13 protein-coding genes and 6 tRNA genes are annotated in these 14816 nt (G+C 53.2%); 11 read left to right on the top strand and 8 right to left on the bottom strand.

All coding sequences use genetic code 11. The features are described from left to right. Nucleotides 1–49: 49 nt before the first annotated feature. Complete coding sequence (mgrA, locus tag RHN82_RS17030; RefSeq protein ID WP_047053242.1) at nt 50–1048, top strand: L-glyceraldehyde 3-phosphate reductase; 999 nt, start codon at nt 50–52, stop codon at nt 1046–1048. A 126-nt stretch (nt 1049–1174) separates the two neighbouring features. Then, complete coding sequence (ypeC, locus tag RHN82_RS17025) at nt 1175–1522, top strand: DUF2502 domain-containing protein YpeC (protein ID WP_047053241.1); 348 nt, start codon at nt 1175–1177, stop codon at nt 1520–1522. A gap of 33 nt (nt 1523–1555) precedes the next feature. Here ypeC and RHN82_RS17020 read toward each other — a convergent pair whose 3' ends face one another. Next, the gene (locus tag RHN82_RS17020) at nt 1556–2794 is read right to left on the bottom strand and encodes an Nramp family divalent metal transporter (protein WP_047053240.1); all 1239 of its coding nucleotides are present in this window, start codon (nt 2792–2794) and stop codon (nt 1556–1558) included. Between the two features lie 345 nt (nt 2795–3139). Between RHN82_RS17020 and nupC the strand changes: the two genes are divergently transcribed. Then, complete coding sequence (nupC, locus tag RHN82_RS17015) at nt 3140–4327, top strand: nucleoside permease NupC (protein ID WP_003861341.1); 1188 nt, start codon at nt 3140–3142, stop codon at nt 4325–4327. Nucleotides 4328–4373: 46 nt separating this feature from the next. Here the strand turns inward: nupC and RHN82_RS17010 are convergent, their stop codons facing one another. From RHN82_RS17010 to RHN82_RS17000, 3 genes are all read right to left on the bottom strand, one after another. Then, the gene (locus tag RHN82_RS17010; RefSeq protein WP_047053238.1) at nt 4374–6563 is read right to left on the bottom strand and encodes an EAL domain-containing protein; all 2190 of its coding nucleotides are present in this window, start codon (nt 6561–6563) and stop codon (nt 4374–4376) included. Nucleotides 6564–6774: 211 nt separating this feature from the next. Further along, nucleotides 6775–6850: transfer RNA gene (locus RHN82_RS17005), tRNA-Ala, on the bottom strand. A gap of 41 nt (nt 6851–6891) precedes the next feature. Further along, a tRNA-Ala gene (locus tag RHN82_RS17000) sits at nt 6892–6967 on the bottom strand. Nucleotides 6968–7184: 217 nt separating this feature from the next. Here RHN82_RS17000 and RHN82_RS16995 point away from each other — a divergent pair. After that, nucleotides 7185–7547 carry a YfeC-like transcriptional regulator gene (locus RHN82_RS16995; RefSeq protein WP_047053236.1) on the top strand — a complete coding sequence of 121 codons (363 nt, stop codon included), beginning with the start codon at nt 7185–7187 and terminating at the stop codon, nt 7545–7547. Between the two features lies 1 nt (nt 7548). Continuing rightward, entirely contained in the window at nt 7549–7935 is a 387-nt protein-coding gene (locus RHN82_RS16990; RefSeq protein ID WP_047053235.1) for a YfeC-like transcriptional regulator, read from the top strand. 52 nt (nt 7936–7987) lie between these two features. Here RHN82_RS16990 and gltX read toward each other — a convergent pair whose 3' ends face one another. Next, nucleotides 7988–9403 (bottom strand): glutamate--tRNA ligase, encoded by a 1416-nt coding sequence (gene gltX, locus RHN82_RS16985; RefSeq protein ID WP_047053234.1) that lies wholly within the window; start codon nt 9401–9403, stop codon nt 7988–7990. Nucleotides 9404–9661: 258 nt separating this feature from the next. On the opposite strand from gltX, the gene RHN82_RS16980 reads away from it, so the two are divergent. The 5 genes from RHN82_RS16980 (at nt 9662) to RHN82_RS16960 (ending at nt 10518) form a co-directional block, all read left to right on the top strand. After that, a tRNA-Val gene (locus RHN82_RS16980) sits at nt 9662–9737 on the top strand. A 41-nt stretch (nt 9738–9778) separates the two neighbouring features. Then, a tRNA-Val gene (locus RHN82_RS16975) sits at nt 9779–9854 on the top strand. A gap of 29 nt (nt 9855–9883) precedes the next feature. Continuing rightward, nucleotides 9884–9959, top strand: a tRNA-Val gene (locus tag RHN82_RS16970). Nucleotides 9960–9963: 4 nt separating this feature from the next. Beyond that, nucleotides 9964–10039, top strand: a tRNA-Lys gene (locus tag RHN82_RS16965). Between the two features lie 137 nt (nt 10040–10176). Further along, nucleotides 10177–10518 carry a FlxA-like family protein gene (locus RHN82_RS16960; RefSeq protein ID WP_047053233.1) on the top strand — a complete coding sequence of 114 codons (342 nt, stop codon included), beginning with the start codon at nt 10177–10179 and terminating at the stop codon, nt 10516–10518. Here RHN82_RS16960 and RHN82_RS16955 read toward each other — a convergent pair. Then, nucleotides 10509–11450 carry a LysR family transcriptional regulator gene (locus tag RHN82_RS16955; protein ID WP_047053232.1) on the bottom strand — a complete coding sequence of 314 codons (942 nt, stop codon included), beginning with the start codon at nt 11448–11450 and terminating at the stop codon, nt 10509–10511. The two genes, RHN82_RS16960 and RHN82_RS16955, sit on opposite strands and share 10 nt — an antisense overlap. Nucleotides 11451–11539: 89 nt before the next feature. Between RHN82_RS16955 and RHN82_RS16950 the strand changes: the two genes are divergently transcribed. After that, on the top strand, nt 11540–12535 hold the full coding sequence (locus tag RHN82_RS16950) for a bile acid:sodium symporter family protein (RefSeq protein ID WP_047053230.1): 996 nt from the start codon (nt 11540–11542) through the stop codon (nt 12533–12535). Here RHN82_RS16950 and RHN82_RS16945 read toward each other — a convergent pair. Further along, nucleotides 12532–12747, bottom strand: a complete 216-nt coding sequence (locus tag RHN82_RS16945; protein WP_003861328.1) for a DUF3820 family protein — start codon at nt 12745–12747, stop codon at nt 12532–12534. The two genes, RHN82_RS16950 and RHN82_RS16945, sit on opposite strands and share 4 nt — an antisense overlap. A gap of 1 nt (nt 12748) precedes the next feature. Continuing rightward, complete coding sequence (gene ligA / locus RHN82_RS16940) at nt 12749–14764, bottom strand: NAD-dependent DNA ligase LigA (protein ID WP_047053229.1); 2016 nt, start codon at nt 14762–14764, stop codon at nt 12749–12751. Between the last annotated feature and the right edge of the window lie 52 nt (nt 14765–14816).

The raw sequence follows: 14816 nt of genomic DNA, 5'->3' as shown, positions 1-14816 counted from the left end.
GTGTAAACGTATACACTGATGTTTCTTTCCAGCGCCAGAGGTCTCGTCAATGGGTTATCAGCCTGACAAAAATCGTTATCAGACAATGCAATATCGCCACTGTGGACAAAGCGGTCTTAAGCTTCCCGCCATCTCGCTGGGGCTGTGGCATAATTTTGGCGACGCGACGTTACTCGAAAACAGCCGTCAACTTTTACAGCGTGCTTTCGATTTGGGTATTACGCATTTTGACCTTGCCAATAATTACGGCCCGCCTCCTGGTTCGGCCGAACGTAATTTTGGGCGCATTTTGCAGGAGGATTTCCTGCCCTGGCGCGATGAGCTGATCATCTCCACCAAAGCGGGCTACACCATGTGGGACGGGCCTTACGGCGACTGGGGCTCGCGTAAATATCTGATCGCAAGCCTGGACCAGAGCCTCAGGCGTATGGGGCTGGAGTACGTCGATATTTTCTATCACCACCGCCCGGATCCACATACGCCGCTACGTGAAACCATGAAAGCGCTTGACCATGTGGTGCGTCAGGGCAAAGCGCTGTACATCGGTCTGTCCAACTACCCGGCAGAAGTGGCAAGGCAGGCGATTGAAATACTGGAGGATCTGGGCACGCCATGTCTGATCCATCAGCGGAAGTACTCCATGTTTGAACGTGCGCCTGAAGAGGGGTTGCTGGACGTGTTGCAGCAAAAAGGGGTGGGATGTATCCCCTTCTCGCCCCTGGCGGGCGGACAGTTGACCGATCGCTATCTGAACGGCATCCCGGCGGATTCTCGCGCAGCAAGCGGCAGTAAGTTCCTTAATCCGGAGCAGATCACCGACAAAAAGCTGGAAAAGGTACGCAAGCTGAATGCGCTGGCGGAAAACCGGGGGCAAAAGCTATCGCAAATGGCACTGGCCTGGATCCTGCGCCACGATGCGGTGACATCCGTGCTCATCGGTGCAAGCAAGACCGGACAAATTGATGATGCAGCAGGCGTGCTTGAAAATTGTCGATTCACGACAGAAGAGCTGAAGACGATAGATACGATCCTGTCCAGTGCAGAATAAAAACACTTTTAGCAAAAAGTGCTCTCATTCATGATTTAGGAGTTGAGGCGATGAAACGAATGTTTACCAACTCGTAAAATTGCGTTAACAGGTCGCACAGCGGCCCCGATCGTGAAGGAGAAGAGTATGTTCAGGTCACTGATTCTTGCAGCGGTATTACTGGCTTCGGCCCCGCTGGTCGCCAATGCGGGCGAAATCACCCTGTTGCCATCGATTAAATTACAAATTGGCGATCGTGATGACTACGGCAGATACTGGGACGGTGGCTACTGGCGCGACCGTGACTACTGGCACCGCCATTATGAATGGCGTCAAAACCGCTGGTGGAAACACGATAACGGCTATCACCGTGGCTGGGATAAGCGTAAGGCTTACGAACGCGGCTACCGCGAGGGCTGGAACGATCGTGACGACCGCCGTGGCGGCTGGGGTCACGGAAAAGGCAGAGGCCACGGTCACGGCCATCACCATTAACAACAAAAAGGAGCCTTCCGGCTCCTTTTTCTTTTACAGGCCAGCGGCTGTGCCTATCAGCAACCACAAGTTTAACGTCACCACCACGACCACAATGGCCCACCCGGCGCGCTTCACCCACGTCGAATTCACCAGATCGCCCATCAGCGATTTATTACTGGTGAAGATCAGCAGCGGCACCAGCGCCAGCGCAATCCCGAAACTCAGCAACACCTGACTCATCACCAGAATGCGGGTCGGATCCAGCCCCATCAGGATCACAACAAAGGAAGGCAGCATCGTGACCGAGCGGCGAACCCACAGCGGAATATGGAAACGTACGAACCCCTGCATCACCACCTGCCCGGCCAGTGTCCCCACAACCGTAGATGAAAGACCCGCAGCAACCAGGCTTAAACCAAAAATAGTGGCAGCGGCATGGCTCAGCAACGGCTCCAGCGTCAGGTAAGCCTGGTCAAGATCGGCAACCCCGGTATGCCCGTTAAAGTGGAACGCGGCGGCGGCGGTCGCCATCATCGCCAGATTCACAAATCCGGCAATGGTCATCGCGATAGCCACATCCCATTTCGTGGCGGAGTAGCGCTCTTTACTCGTCCCGCCATGCAGATTCTGGGTTAATGAAGAGTGCAGATAAATGACGTGCGGCATAATGGTCGCCCCCAGCACCCCGGCAGCCAGAAAAACGGCTTCAGAAGTGGGTAACGACGGGATCACCATCCCTTTCGTCAGCTGCGCGAGATTCGGCTGGGAGAAAATCAGCTCAACAATATAGGCGGCAGCGACAAACAGCAGCAGGCCGCCGATGACTTTCTCCAGCGGTTTTTGTCCCCGCCGCTGGAGCATCAGAATCAGGAAAGTGGCGATACCGGTCAGCACGGCCCCCTGAAGCAGGGAGACGCCCAGGATAAGCTTGAAGCCGATCGCCGCCCCGATAAACTCGGCGAGATCGGTGGCCATGGCGATAATTTCCGCCTGAACCCAGTAAAACCAAACCGCCGGACGTGGATAATGATCGCGGATTTGCTCCGCCAGGTTTTTTCCGGTAGCAATACCCAGCTTCGCGGAGAGCATCTGAATCAGCATCGCCATCAGATTGGCCCATACCACAACCCACAGCAGTTTATAGCCGAAACTGGCCCCGGCCTGAATGTTGGTCGCAAAATTACCCGGATCGATGTAGCCAATCGCAGCAATGAATGCCGGTCCCATTAATGCGAACCGCAGCTTGCGTGCCGCTCTGCCGCTGCTACTCTCTACGCGACTATTCGTCATTTCTGCCTCTGGAAATATAGCCATTGCTATGTTTCATGCTATCAAAATGAGAATGATTATCAAGTTCATTTGTAACGGTTAACATGATTTCTCTGATAGCCAGGAACGATAGACAGGCAGGTGGAGCAAGGTCACAGAATGTGAAAATGCGCAGACATTTGTGAAGCGTAGCACACAAACTTAACTTTTCACTCATTTACCTAACATAACAAAAATGTATTGTTGATCACTATTTTTGAGACTCGTCACAGGATGTAACTATAGTGTGGGCTTGATCTCGTTTTCTTTGTGCTTGTTACATAGAATGTGCACGGAAATTAAACCTGCCTCATATTTGGAGCAAATATGGACCGCGTCCTTCATTTTGTCCTGGCACTCGTTGTCGTTACTGCACTTGCATTGCTGGTCAGCACAGACCGCAAAAAAATTCGTATTCGCTATGTTGTCCAACTGCTGGTCATTGAAGTTTTACTTGCGTGGTTCTTCCTGAACTCCAACGTAGGCCTCGGCTTCGTGAAAGGCTTCTCCGAAATGTTCGAAAAACTGCTCGGATTCGCCAACGAAGGGACAAACTTCGTCTTTGGCAGCATGAACGATCAGGGTCTGGCCTTCTTCTTCCTGAAGGTACTCTGCCCTATCGTCTTCATCTCTGCCCTGATCGGTATCCTTCAGCACATCCGCGTTCTGCCGGTGGTTATCCGTGCGATCGGCTTCCTGTTATCGAAAGTTAACGGCATGGGTAAACTGGAATCCTTTAACGCAGTCAGCTCACTGATCCTCGGTCAGTCTGAGAACTTCATTGCGTATAAAGATATCCTCGGCAAGATGTCCCGTAACCGCATGTACACCATGGCGGCAACCGCAATGTCTACCGTTTCCATGTCAATCGTGGGTGCGTATATGACCATGCTGGAACCAAAATATGTGGTTGCGGCGCTGGTTCTGAACATGTTCAGCACCTTTATCGTGCTTTCGCTGATTAACCCGTACCGCGTGGATGCCAGTGAAGAGAACATTCAGATGTCTAACCTGCACGAGGGACAGAGCTTCTTCGAAATGCTGGGTGAATACATTCTGGCGGGTTTCAAGGTTGCAATTATCGTAGCCGCGATGCTGATTGGCTTTATCGCGCTGATCGCTGCGCTGAACGCCCTGTTTGCGGCCGTACTCGGTATCTCCTTCCAGGGTATTCTGGGCTACATCTTCTACCCGGTTGCCTGGGTGATGGGCGTGCCCGCTCACGAAGCGTTGCAGGTGGGCAGTATTATGGCAACGAAACTGGTTTCCAATGAGTTCGTGGCGATGATGGATCTCCAGAAGATTGCCAGCACGCTCTCTCCACGTGCGGAAGGGATCCTGTCCGTCTTCCTGGTCTCCTTCGCGAACTTCTCTTCTATCGGTATTATCGCTGGCGCGATTAAAGGCCTGAATGAAGAGCAAGGTAACGTTGTTTCTCGCTTTGGCCTGAAACTGGTTTACGGTTCAACGCTGGTGAGCGTCCTGTCTGCCTCTATCGCAGCACTGGTTCTGTAATTCATACCGCGCAAAAAAAAACCGGGAGTCCTCGCTCCCGGTTTTTTTATGCCTCCAGCGCCGTCAGGGGCAGTGGTTTGCCAATCAAATAGCCCTGCAAATAGTCCACGCCGAATCGCAGCAACATTTCGCGTTGTTCGGCCGATTCCACATATTCAGCCACCACACAAAGCGATTTCGTTTTGGCCATGTTGCAAATGGACTGCACGATCATCGCATCCATGCTGTCGGTGCAGATATCTTTCACGAAGCAGCCATCGATCTTAATGATATCGGCCTCCAGCCGCTTCAGGCGCTCAAAGTTGGCATAGCCGGTACCAAAGTCATCGATAGCAATGCGGAAGCCGTAATCCCGCAGCTGCTGGATATTGTTGATGCTGCTTCCCGAGTCAGAGAAAGCCTGTTCCTCGGTGATCTCAATGACAATATCTTGCGGCGCAATGGCGTAGCGTTCAAAAAGCGCGATGATCTCAGCCGCAACCTCATTTTGCATCAGCGTCAGCGGCATCAGATTGACGGAGAACCGCGTTCCGGCCCGTTCGGACGGATGGCTGCGCATCCACTTCAGCAATTTTTCCACCACGTTCAGGTCAAATCGGTGGCTCAGGTTAAACTGAGCAACCAGCGGAATAAAGCGATCAGGGGTGATGATCTCACCCTCGCTTTCAAGCCTTGAGAGGATTTCAAAGTACCCTTCCCCACGCGCGTTATGGATTGGCTGGGCGTAAAGGTGAAGCCCTCCGACATCAAGGGCGCGTTTTATGCGGGCCAGCATCAGCACTCTGTCCGTCGTCTGACCGGAGACATCATCCAGACTGTTGGTTAACGCCAGGACGTTATGCCCGGCACAGGACTGCTCGGAGAGCCAGCTCAGCTGACCCAGCGTGTGATGCAGGCTTTCTCCATCGGGCACTTCGCCCCAGGAGGCGCCAAACTCGATGTCGAGCTCAGTCTTGTTCCAGACAATCTTACGGCTGTTCAGATGATCAACCATATATTGCAGACGTTCAGCCGTGCCCGGCCCCAGCAAGACCACCACCAGCTCACTGCCTGGCAACTGGAAGAGCTTCTCGTCTTTTTGCAATAACGGTTGCAGCGACGCGGTGATCATCTTTTTACAATGTACACGCATGAGGATGCCGTAGTGACGGCTCAGGAATTCCAGATTATCCAGGCGCAGGCAGCAGATTTTGGCCTCGGGATGGTGCTGTAAAAACACTTCCAGCGCACGAATGTTAGGCAGACCGGTGAGCGGATCGGTAAGCGCCCTCTCCTGCCACCCCTGTTTCAGCCATTCACTTTTCTGATAGATCCGCGACATGTAAAGCAGGCAGATGGCGAAAGAGATCAGCACCGACAGGATAAAGGAGAGCGAATGGCCCGATTCAACGCCATTAAGAAAATTATAATTATAGGTCAACAGCATGAGCGCCGAGGCCGCCCAGAGTAAAGAGATGAGCGCATAGCTCAGACGACCAATCCCCAGGGTAAAAAGAATGAAAACGATTGGCATCAAATAACCCGCAATAAACTGCGATTCAAAAGGCGCGCATAAAATAGCGATCATCGAGATCAACAGCATCAGCCACACAACGATGAATAACGCTTTTTTGTGACAAAAGAGGGGCTTCACGCTTCGCCGCCAGAATGTTCGGGCATAGCGAGGATTAATAATCATTCTTAACGGGTAATAGAACATCATGGTGAAAATCAGGGCGGCACCAATCAGACTCTGAATATCGATAACGTTATAAATTGCAGAGCCTTCGCCGAAATAGGAGGAGATTGTCACCGGGAAATCAAATAAATATCCCGCCAGATACATCGATAATTTGATGCCCACAGGCACCATAAATCCGAGCCAGAAAATACGTATGCCAATGTACTTATTCGGCATGCTGTGCCGCCAGCGCTTGCCCAGCACCAGCCGGATGACGCCACAGGCGGCGAAAACGGAAAAAGTCTGACAACATAATAATACGGCTGATTGTAGCGGCGTTAAATCAAGGTTATAAATGTTAGTAACGCTAAAACCAAACAGCAAAGGAATGATTGCCCGTCGTCCAAATAACAACACGATGGCGAGCATGGCGCTTAAGGGCAGCCACGCTAAATAAACATCATTTTCGCTAACGATGGCACGTGGTGAGATATAACGAGAAAAAGGAATCGCAATCAGGCTTAGCGCCAGGGCAATCATAAATATTTTTACATTATTGTAAATTTTTCTATTCATTAATCCGGATAATCTATTTTACCATCGTCTCATTGACCGGATGGATAATAGGTTTATTAATTACACGAATCAAGTTCAGGTCTATTTATAGACTTGTTTATTGATTTGGATTGAGGTGAGGTGTAGAAAACGACGTTAATTGCAACAAAAACAGTCTAAATATTTTACAAGATATAAAAAAACCCCCGTCTTGCGACGAGGGTTTAAATTTTGGTGGAGCTAAGCGGGATCGAACCGCTGACCTCTTGCATGCCATGCAAGCGCTCTCCCAGCTGAGCTATAGCCCCACATGTTACTTTACCTACCGCACTCTGTTGGGTTCAGAGTTTGGTGGAGCTAAGCGGGATCGAACCGCTGACCTCCTGCATGCCATGCAGGCGCTCTCCCAGCTGAGCTATAGCCCCGTCGTAAAGCTGTCATGTTGACGGGCGGCATAATATGAATTCCGCCGCAGAGTGTCAACGGCAAATTCAGCCTCCGCCTTTCAATCGCCGAAAAATCATGCAAATGAATCACTTTGCGAGCCTGCTCGCAGCCAGGAGTTAAGCCTGTCACGTTTTCACGTAAAACGGTGCTATAAAATGAACCACTAATTAACCCCACAGATATTCAGGAAATTGTATGATCAAGGAACGAATGACGCCAGAAGAGTTAGCCCTGCTGACTGGCTATAGCCGACAGACCATCAATAAATGGGTACGCAAAGAGGGTTGGATTACATCGCCAAAGCCAGGCGTTCAGGGTGGCAAAGCGCGTCTGGTACACGTCAATGAAAAAGTGCGCGACTTTATTCGCAGCGCGCGCAGGGCAACAGAGACGCCGGAAGTGCCAGATAAGGCGTACCACGAGGGCTCGCTTCATGCCCTGCTCCTGACGCTGGCGAATGAAATGACGCCGGAAGAGCAAAAGCAGATGACATCGCTGTTACTGCGGGAAGGGATTACCGGCTTGTTACAACGTTTAGGGATTCGCGACCAACGCTGATATGAAAAGATTACGCAGCAAAATGACCACGGAAGAGCTGGCGGACAGTCTGGGCGTAGCCCGACAAACCGTTAATCGCTGGATACGACAGAAAGGATGGAAAACGGAGGCTATCAACGGTGTAAAAGGCGGAAGAGCGAGGGTGATATGTATTGATGCGCACGTTAAGGAGCACATCATTAGTCTTCCCGCCATTCGTAACCGTCGGGCTGTTTACCATGTGGCGGAAAGCCCTTCCCACTACGGCGTGGCAACCTCATCCAGCCTGCTTCCACAAATTATCGACTCGCTGGAAAACATGACGACTGTCGAACAGGAACGTTTGCACAAGTTGCTCGCTCGTGAAGGGTTGCAGGGTTTTCTCACGCGTCTTGGTATTGCTGAATAACAGGCATAAAAAAACGGCAGGTTACCCTGCCGTTGTTTGTATTACACGAGCATTACTGCTGGCTTTCACGCTCAGCAATAAAGCCCAGCGCCTTGTTGATACGCGCAACGCTACGTGATTTGCCGATGGCATGAACGGTCACGTCCAGCGCCGGAGACTGGCCTGCCCCCGTCACCGCAACGCGCAGCGGCATACCGACTTTACCCATGCCAATTTCCAGCTCATCAGCGGTAGCCTGAATCGCGTGGTGAACATTTTCCGCAGTCCATTCGGTAATGGCTTCGAGTTTGTCACGCACCACTTCCAGCGGCTGACGCGCAACCGGACGCAGGTGTTTCTTGGCCGCGTCGGCGTCGAACGCGTCAAACTCTTCATAGAAGTAACGGCAGCTTTCAGCAATTTCTTTCAGCGTTTTGCAACGTTCGCCAAGCAGCTTCACCAGATCCGCCAGTTCAGGGCCCGTACGGGTATCTATGTTTGCCTGCTCAATGTGCCATTGCAGATAAGTCGCCACATATTCTGGCTGCATGGTATTGATGTAGTGATGGTTCAGCCACAGCAGTTTGTCAGTGTTGAACGCGCTGGCTGATTTGCTGACCGAGTTCAGCGAGAATAGCTCGATCATCTCTTCGCGGCTGAAGATCTCCTGGTCACCATGAGCCCAGCCCAGACGCACCAGGTAGTTCAGCAGCGCTTCCGGCAGATAGCCGTCATCACGGTACTGCATCACGCTCACCGCGCCATGACGTTTGGACAGCTTTTTACCGTCGTCACCGTTGATCATTGATACGTGCGCATACACCGGTACAGGCGCGTTCAGCGCTTTCAGAATGTTGATCTGACGCGGGGTGTTATTGATATGATCTTCACCACGGATCACGTGAGTGATTTCCATATCCCAGTCGTCCACAACTACGCAGAAGTTATAGGTTGGCGAGCCGTCCGTACGACGAATGATAAGGTCGTCCAGCTCCTGGTTGCTGAATTCGATCGGGCCACGGATCTGGTCATCAAAGATAACAGAGCCTTCCTGCGGGTTAGCAAAACGCACTACGCAAGGCTCATCCGCAGCATGCTCGCTGTGGTCATGGCGGCAACGACCGTCATAACGCGGTTTTTCGCCTTTTGCCATTTGCTCTTCGCGCAGCGCATCCAGACGCTCCCTGGAGCAGTAGCACTTATAGGCCGTGCCTGCCACCAGCATCTCGTCAATTACGGCGTTATAGCGGTCAAAACGTTTGGTCTGGAAGTATGGGCCTTCGTCCCACTCCAGATTCAGCCAGTTCATCCCATCCATAATGGCTTCAATTGCTTCCGGCGTTGAGCGCTCCAGATCGGTGTCTTCAATACGCAGCACAAACTCACCGTTGTTGTGACGTGCGAAAAGCCAGGAGTAGAGAGCGGTACGTGCACCACCGACATGCAGATAGCCTGTCGGGCTCGGCGCGAAGCGAGTTTTGATTTTCATGAAATGGCCTTACGTTATAAAGATGCCGGTAATCGGCAAATTCCGGGAAGAAAACAATGGGCAATATTCTATCACTGTGGGCCGATTCCTCAATGTCGATCACTTTATCCGGTTCGAGATTGCTGTTTTTGTTTATAAATCATGCGCCACAGTCCGTTTTGCAATCGTTTTGACTAATTTTACGACGAACGAATAAAAACTTTAGAAAATGCGTTGACTCATTTTCAACTCTCCCTATAATGCGACTCCACACAGCGGGGGTGATTAGCTCAGTTGGTAGAGCATCTCCTTTACACGGAGGGGGTCGGCGGTTCGAGCCCGTCATCACCCACCATCTACTTCGGTAGACTCGCAGTGTAGATAAGCATTGAGATTGGGCGATTAGCTCAGTTGGTAGAGCATCTCCTTTACACGGAGGGGGTCGGCGGTTCGAGCCCGTCATCGCCCACCATTCTCACCTTATCGCAGCAGTTCCGAAATGGGCGATTAGCTCAGTTGGTAGAGCATCTCCTTTACACGGAGGGGGTCGGCGGTTCGAGCCCGTCATCGCCCACCATTTCGGGTCGTTAGCTCAGTTGGTAGAGCAGTTGACTTTTAATCAATTGGTCGCAGGTTCGAATCCTGCACGACCCACCAATGTAAAAAAGCGCCCTAAAGGCGCTTTTTTGCTATCTGCGATATAGCACATCCCCATTGCAGCCAGACCGCTTGTTTTACTCAAGCTCACGCCTTCTTTGCCGATACCTCTATTTTATGGCGAAAAGGATCTCAATATGACAACTCTTAAGCCCGTTTCTCTGTCAGCGATGGAAATCGGCAGCGTAGATAACAGCTCCGGCGGAAACGACATTGCTTCCCAAATCAGCCGTCTGACCAAACAGATAACGAAAGTCACTCAGCAGCTCAAAGAAGTGGCCATGGGTGATGCCACAGCAGAAGAAAAGCAAAAGCAGCAAGAGTTACTCGAATCTCAGCTGGCTATGTTGCAGGCACAGCTGGCGCAATTGCAGCGTCAGCAGGCCGAAGAGGCGATGCCAAAGCAGGAAAACGGTCAGGCCGTGGCGGAAGGCATCAATAAGCCCTCCGCGGAGCATCAGATTAATATCTACATCTGATTATTGGTTTCGTTAAAGAGTGGATCGCGTGTGCGGGCCTCCATCAAACGTTCGGCCTGCATACGCACCATATCCCAGCAGGCGTGCGCCGCGCCGGAAAGTGACCTGTTTTTACGGCGTACCAGCATCAGCTGGCGTTCGACACAGGGTACGAAACGCTTCACCGTTAAACGACTCCCCTGCGGCAGTGGCAGCGCCAGCGCCGGCAGAACGCTGATGCCAATCCCCGCTTCGACCATCGGGAAGAGCGTGGCAGGATGCCCAATCTCCTGCACAATGGTTGGCTTAACGCCCTGCGCGGCCAGAGCGGCATCTATCAGCGGACGGCTGCCTGATGCATAATCCTGTAACACCAGGTTTGCCCCCTGCAAGGCCTGCCAGGCCACGTGTGGCAGCGATGCCAGCGGATCATCATCGCGGCAGAGCAGTAAAAAGGGCTCCGAGAGCACCACTTCACATTCCAGGTCGCTTACCGCCCCGGGATCAATAACGATGCCAAAATCCACATCCCCCTGACGGATACTCTCCAGTACCCACTGCTGCGGCCTGTCATGCAAAACAAAATCGATATCCGGATAGCGGTGATTACTTTCAGCGATGCACTGGGGAATAAGATGCGCTGAAATCGTCTGGCTCGCCGCCACTCTCACGGTGCCGGAAAGCTGTTGTCCGAGCCGGCCGACATCCCTGAGCGTACTGTTCAGTTCATCCAGCAGCCTTTCCAGACGCGTTGCCAGCTGCTGTCCCGCTTCGGTGAGCACCACTTCTCGCGTCGTGCGGTCGAGCAGCTTCACGCCGGTTTGCGTTTCCAGCTCTTTCACGCTATGGCTGACGGCCGACTGGCTGAGGCCAATCATCTCCCCTGCCCGGCTAAAGCTGCGGGCCTGCGCGACGGTGACGAAAACGCGAAGCTGACGTAACGAATAATTCATCTGTTTAATTCATGAATGGATGCAATAAATCAATTTTATTTCTCAAAGGGAAGTAAGCACAATAGCGGCATCTGTTTTCAGGAGTGATTATGAAATTTTTTCGTATCCTTGATCCGTTTACGCTGACCCTGATTGGTGTCGTCTTGCTGGCCTCGTTCTTCCCGGCGCGGGGCAGTTTCGTTCCGGTTATTGAAGGACTGACCACGGCAGCCATTGCCCTGCTGTTCTTTATGCATGGCGCCAAACTCTCCCGGGAAGCCATTATTGCAGGCGGTAGCCACTGGCGACTGCACCTGTGGGTAATGTGCAGCACCTTTTTCCTTTTCCCGGTTCTGGGCGTGCTGTTCGCCTGGTGGGCGCCGGTGAATGTCGATCCGGCGCTGTATACCGGTTTCCTTTATCTGTGCATTTTACCGGCCACCGTGCAGTCTGCTATTGCCTTTACCTCGCTGGCGGGCGGTAACGTCGCGGCGGCGGTCTGTTCTGCTTCCGCTTCCAGCCTGCTGGGGATCTTTGTTTCACCGCTGCTGGTCGGTCTGCTGATGAACATGCACGGTGCGGAAGGCAATCTGGAGCATGTGGGTAAAATTTGTCTGCAACTGCTGCTGCCGTTTGTGCTCGGACACTTATCCCGTCCCTGGATTGGGGCGTTTGTAGCGAAACATAAAAAATGGATCGGGAAAACGGACCAAAGCTCAATTCTGCTGGTGGTTTACACGGCCTTCAGCGAAGCCGTGGTGAACGGCATCTGGCACAGGGTGGGCGCCGGATCGCTGCTGTTTATTGTGGTGGTAAGCATCGTTCTGCTGGCCATTGTCATCGCGGTTAACGTCTTTGTGGCCCGCAAATGCGGCTTCAATAAAGCCGATGAAATCACCATTGTATTTTGCGGATCGAAAAAGAGCCTCGCCAACGGGATCCCAATGGCTAATATCCTGTTCCCGACGTCCGTCATTGGGATGATGGTGTTGCCGCTGATGATTTTCCATCAGATCCAGCTGATGGTGTGTGCGGTACTGGCGCGGCGTTACAAGGCGCAGACGGAAAAGCTGGCGCAGGAAGAGACCCGCGCCGCGAAAGTTTAAGGACGTTTCAGGGGCTGAACCAGCTGGGTCAGCCCCTCCGTTTTGATCAGTAACGTGATAGCCATCAGCTCGCCCAGACGCCCGGCGGGGAACTCATCCTTACGGGCAAACCACAGCAGATACTCTTCCGGTAAATCAATCAGCCTGCGACCCTTATATTTACCGAACGGCATCTCCGTATTGGCGATCTCAACGAGCTGCTCTTTTTCCACGTCACTCTCCTAACAGGCGCATCATTTCCGCTTCATCGATCACCTCGATGCCAAGCTCCTGCGCTTTTGCCAGCTTCGAACCGGCCGCTTCCCCGGCAATCACCAGGTCGGTTTTCTTCGATACGCTGCCCGCCACTTTTGCCCCCAGCGCCACCAGGCGCGCTTTCGCGTCATCACGCGAGAGCTGGCTCAGGCTGCCGGTCAGCACCACCGTTTTACCGGCAAACGGGCTGTCGATCTCTTCGGCATTAACCACTACCGGTGCGGGCCAGTGAATGCCCTGTTCCAGTAATTTACCGATCACTTCACGGTTGCTCTCTTCGGCGAAGAAGTTGAAGACGTGGGTGGCGACCACAATGCCGACATCAGGGACTTTCTGTAGCTCGTCGATGGTGGCTTTCTCCAGCGCGTCCAGCGTGCCGAAATACGCCGCCAGCCCTGCCGCCGTCGCCTCGCCGACTTCACGAATGCCGAGCGCGTAAAGGAAACGGGCAAAGGTGGTGTTTTTGGCCGCCTCGAGCGCGTTGACGATGTTCTGGGCTGATTTCGGCCCCATACGATCAAGACCGGTCAGCTTACCTGCCGTCAGGGTAAAGAGGTCCGCTGGCGTATGGACATACTCTTTCTCAACTAACTGGTCGATAATCTTGTCACCCATTCCGTCCACGTCCATCGCCCGGCGGGAGACGAAGTGCTTCAGGGACTCTTTACGCTGCGCGCCGCAGATTAACCCGCCCGTACAGCGCGTTACCACTTCACCTTCCACGCGCTCAACGTCCGAACCACATACCGGACAGTGGGCTGGAAACTCGATGGCACGGGTATCGGCAGGACGTTCAGACTCCACAACGTTAACCACCTGTGGGATCACGTCGCCCGCGCGGCGAATCACCACTTTGTCTCCAATGCGCAGGCCCAGGCGGGCAATTTCATCGGCGTTATGCAGCGTGGCGTTACTTACCAGCACGCCAGCCACCTGCACAGGCTCCAGACGCGCCACAGGCGTAATCGCCCCCGTACGCCCTACCTGAAACTCCACGTCGCGAACGAAGGTCATCTGCTCCTGCGCCGGGAATTTAAACGCCACCGCCCAGCGCGGCGCACGGGCCACAAATCCTAACTGTTCCTGCAACGCCAGCGAGTTAACCTTGATCACCACGCCGTCAATATCAAACCCGAGCGTGGGACGATCCTCTTCAACCTTGTGATAGAACGCCAGCACCGCCTCCGGAGAGTCGCAGAGCTGCACGCGGTTGCTTACCGGTAATCCCCACTCTTTGAACTGCATTAAACGACCCAGGTGGGTATCTGGCAGGTCACCGCCTTCCAGGATCCCGACGCCGTAGCAGAAGAAAGTAAGCGGTCGCTTCGCGGTGATACGCGGATCGAGCTGACGCAGCGAACCTGCCGCCGCGTTACGCGGGTTTGCAAACACTTTCCCGCCGGTACGACGCGCTTCTTCGTTGATCTTCTCGAAGCCCGCCTGCGGAAGGAACACTTCCCCACGCACTTCCAGCCGGGCGGGAATGTTATCGCCACGCAGTTTCAGCGGGATCGCACGAATAGTGCGCACATTGGTGGTGATGTCTTCCCCGGTAGTGCCGTCGCCGCGCGTTGCGGCACGCACCATCACGCCGTTCTCATAAAGAATACTGACGGCCAGACCATCCAGCTTTAGCTCGCAGCACCAGCTCAGATTGTCGACGCTCTTCAGGCGATCCTGCACACGCTTGTTAAAAGCCAGAAAACTCTCTTCATCAAACACGTTATCCAGCGACAGCATCGGCACTTCGTGGCGCACCTGGCTGAAAGCGCCCAGCGGTTCCGCGCCGACGCGCTGCGTTGGGGAATCGGGCGTAATCAGTTCGGGGTGCTGCGCTTCCAGCTCGCGCAGTTCACGCATCAGGCGGTCATATTCCGCATCCGGCACTTCCGGTGCGTCCATAACATGATAGAGATATTCATGATGGCGAAGCGTGGTTCGCAGTTCAGTAAGTTGTTGTTCGATTGAGTCCATATCGCACCATCAATGAGAAAAACCCCCGACAAGCGGGGGTTGAGGAGGAGTT

Origin of the sequence: Enterobacter cloacae complex sp. EB5, assembly GCF_031432835.1 — a bacterium.
Lineage (GTDB): Bacteria > Pseudomonadota > Gammaproteobacteria > Enterobacterales > Enterobacteriaceae > Enterobacter > Enterobacter hormaechei_C.
The sequence above is the reverse complement of the archived record's forward strand: the minus strand, read 5'-3'. Positions and strand labels throughout refer to the sequence as shown.

What these genes read in the sequence shown, in the direction of transcription:
- mgrA (WP_047053242.1), top strand. Translation starts at nt 50, where the DNA reads ATGGGTTATCAGCCTGACAAAAATCGTTATCAGACAATGCAATATCGC.
- ypeC (WP_047053241.1), top strand. Translation starts at nt 1,175, where the DNA reads ATGTTCAGGTCACTGATTCTTGCAGCGGTATTACTGGCTTCGGCCCCG.
- RHN82_RS17020 (WP_047053240.1), bottom strand. Translation starts at nt 2,794, where the DNA reads ATGACGAATAGTCGCGTAGAGAGTAGCAGCGGCAGAGCGGCACGCAAG.
- nupC (WP_003861341.1), top strand. Translation starts at nt 3,140, where the DNA reads ATGGACCGCGTCCTTCATTTTGTCCTGGCACTCGTTGTCGTTACTGCA.
- RHN82_RS17010 (WP_047053238.1), bottom strand. Translation starts at nt 6,563, where the DNA reads ATGAATAGAAAAATTTACAATAATGTAAAAATATTTATGATTGCCCTG.
- RHN82_RS16995 (WP_047053236.1), top strand. Translation starts at nt 7,185, where the DNA reads ATGATCAAGGAACGAATGACGCCAGAAGAGTTAGCCCTGCTGACTGGC.
- RHN82_RS16990 (WP_047053235.1), top strand. Translation starts at nt 7,549, where the DNA reads ATGAAAAGATTACGCAGCAAAATGACCACGGAAGAGCTGGCGGACAGT.
- gltX (WP_047053234.1), bottom strand. Translation starts at nt 9,403, where the DNA reads ATGAAAATCAAAACTCGCTTCGCGCCGAGCCCGACAGGCTATCTGCAT.
- RHN82_RS16960 (WP_047053233.1), top strand. Translation starts at nt 10,177, where the DNA reads ATGACAACTCTTAAGCCCGTTTCTCTGTCAGCGATGGAAATCGGCAGC.
- RHN82_RS16955 (WP_047053232.1), bottom strand. Translation starts at nt 11,450, where the DNA reads ATGAATTATTCGTTACGTCAGCTTCGCGTTTTCGTCACCGTCGCGCAG.
- RHN82_RS16950 (WP_047053230.1), top strand. Translation starts at nt 11,540, where the DNA reads ATGAAATTTTTTCGTATCCTTGATCCGTTTACGCTGACCCTGATTGGT.
- ligA (WP_047053229.1), bottom strand. Translation starts at nt 14,764, where the DNA reads ATGGACTCAATCGAACAACAACTTACTGAACTGCGAACCACGCTTCGC.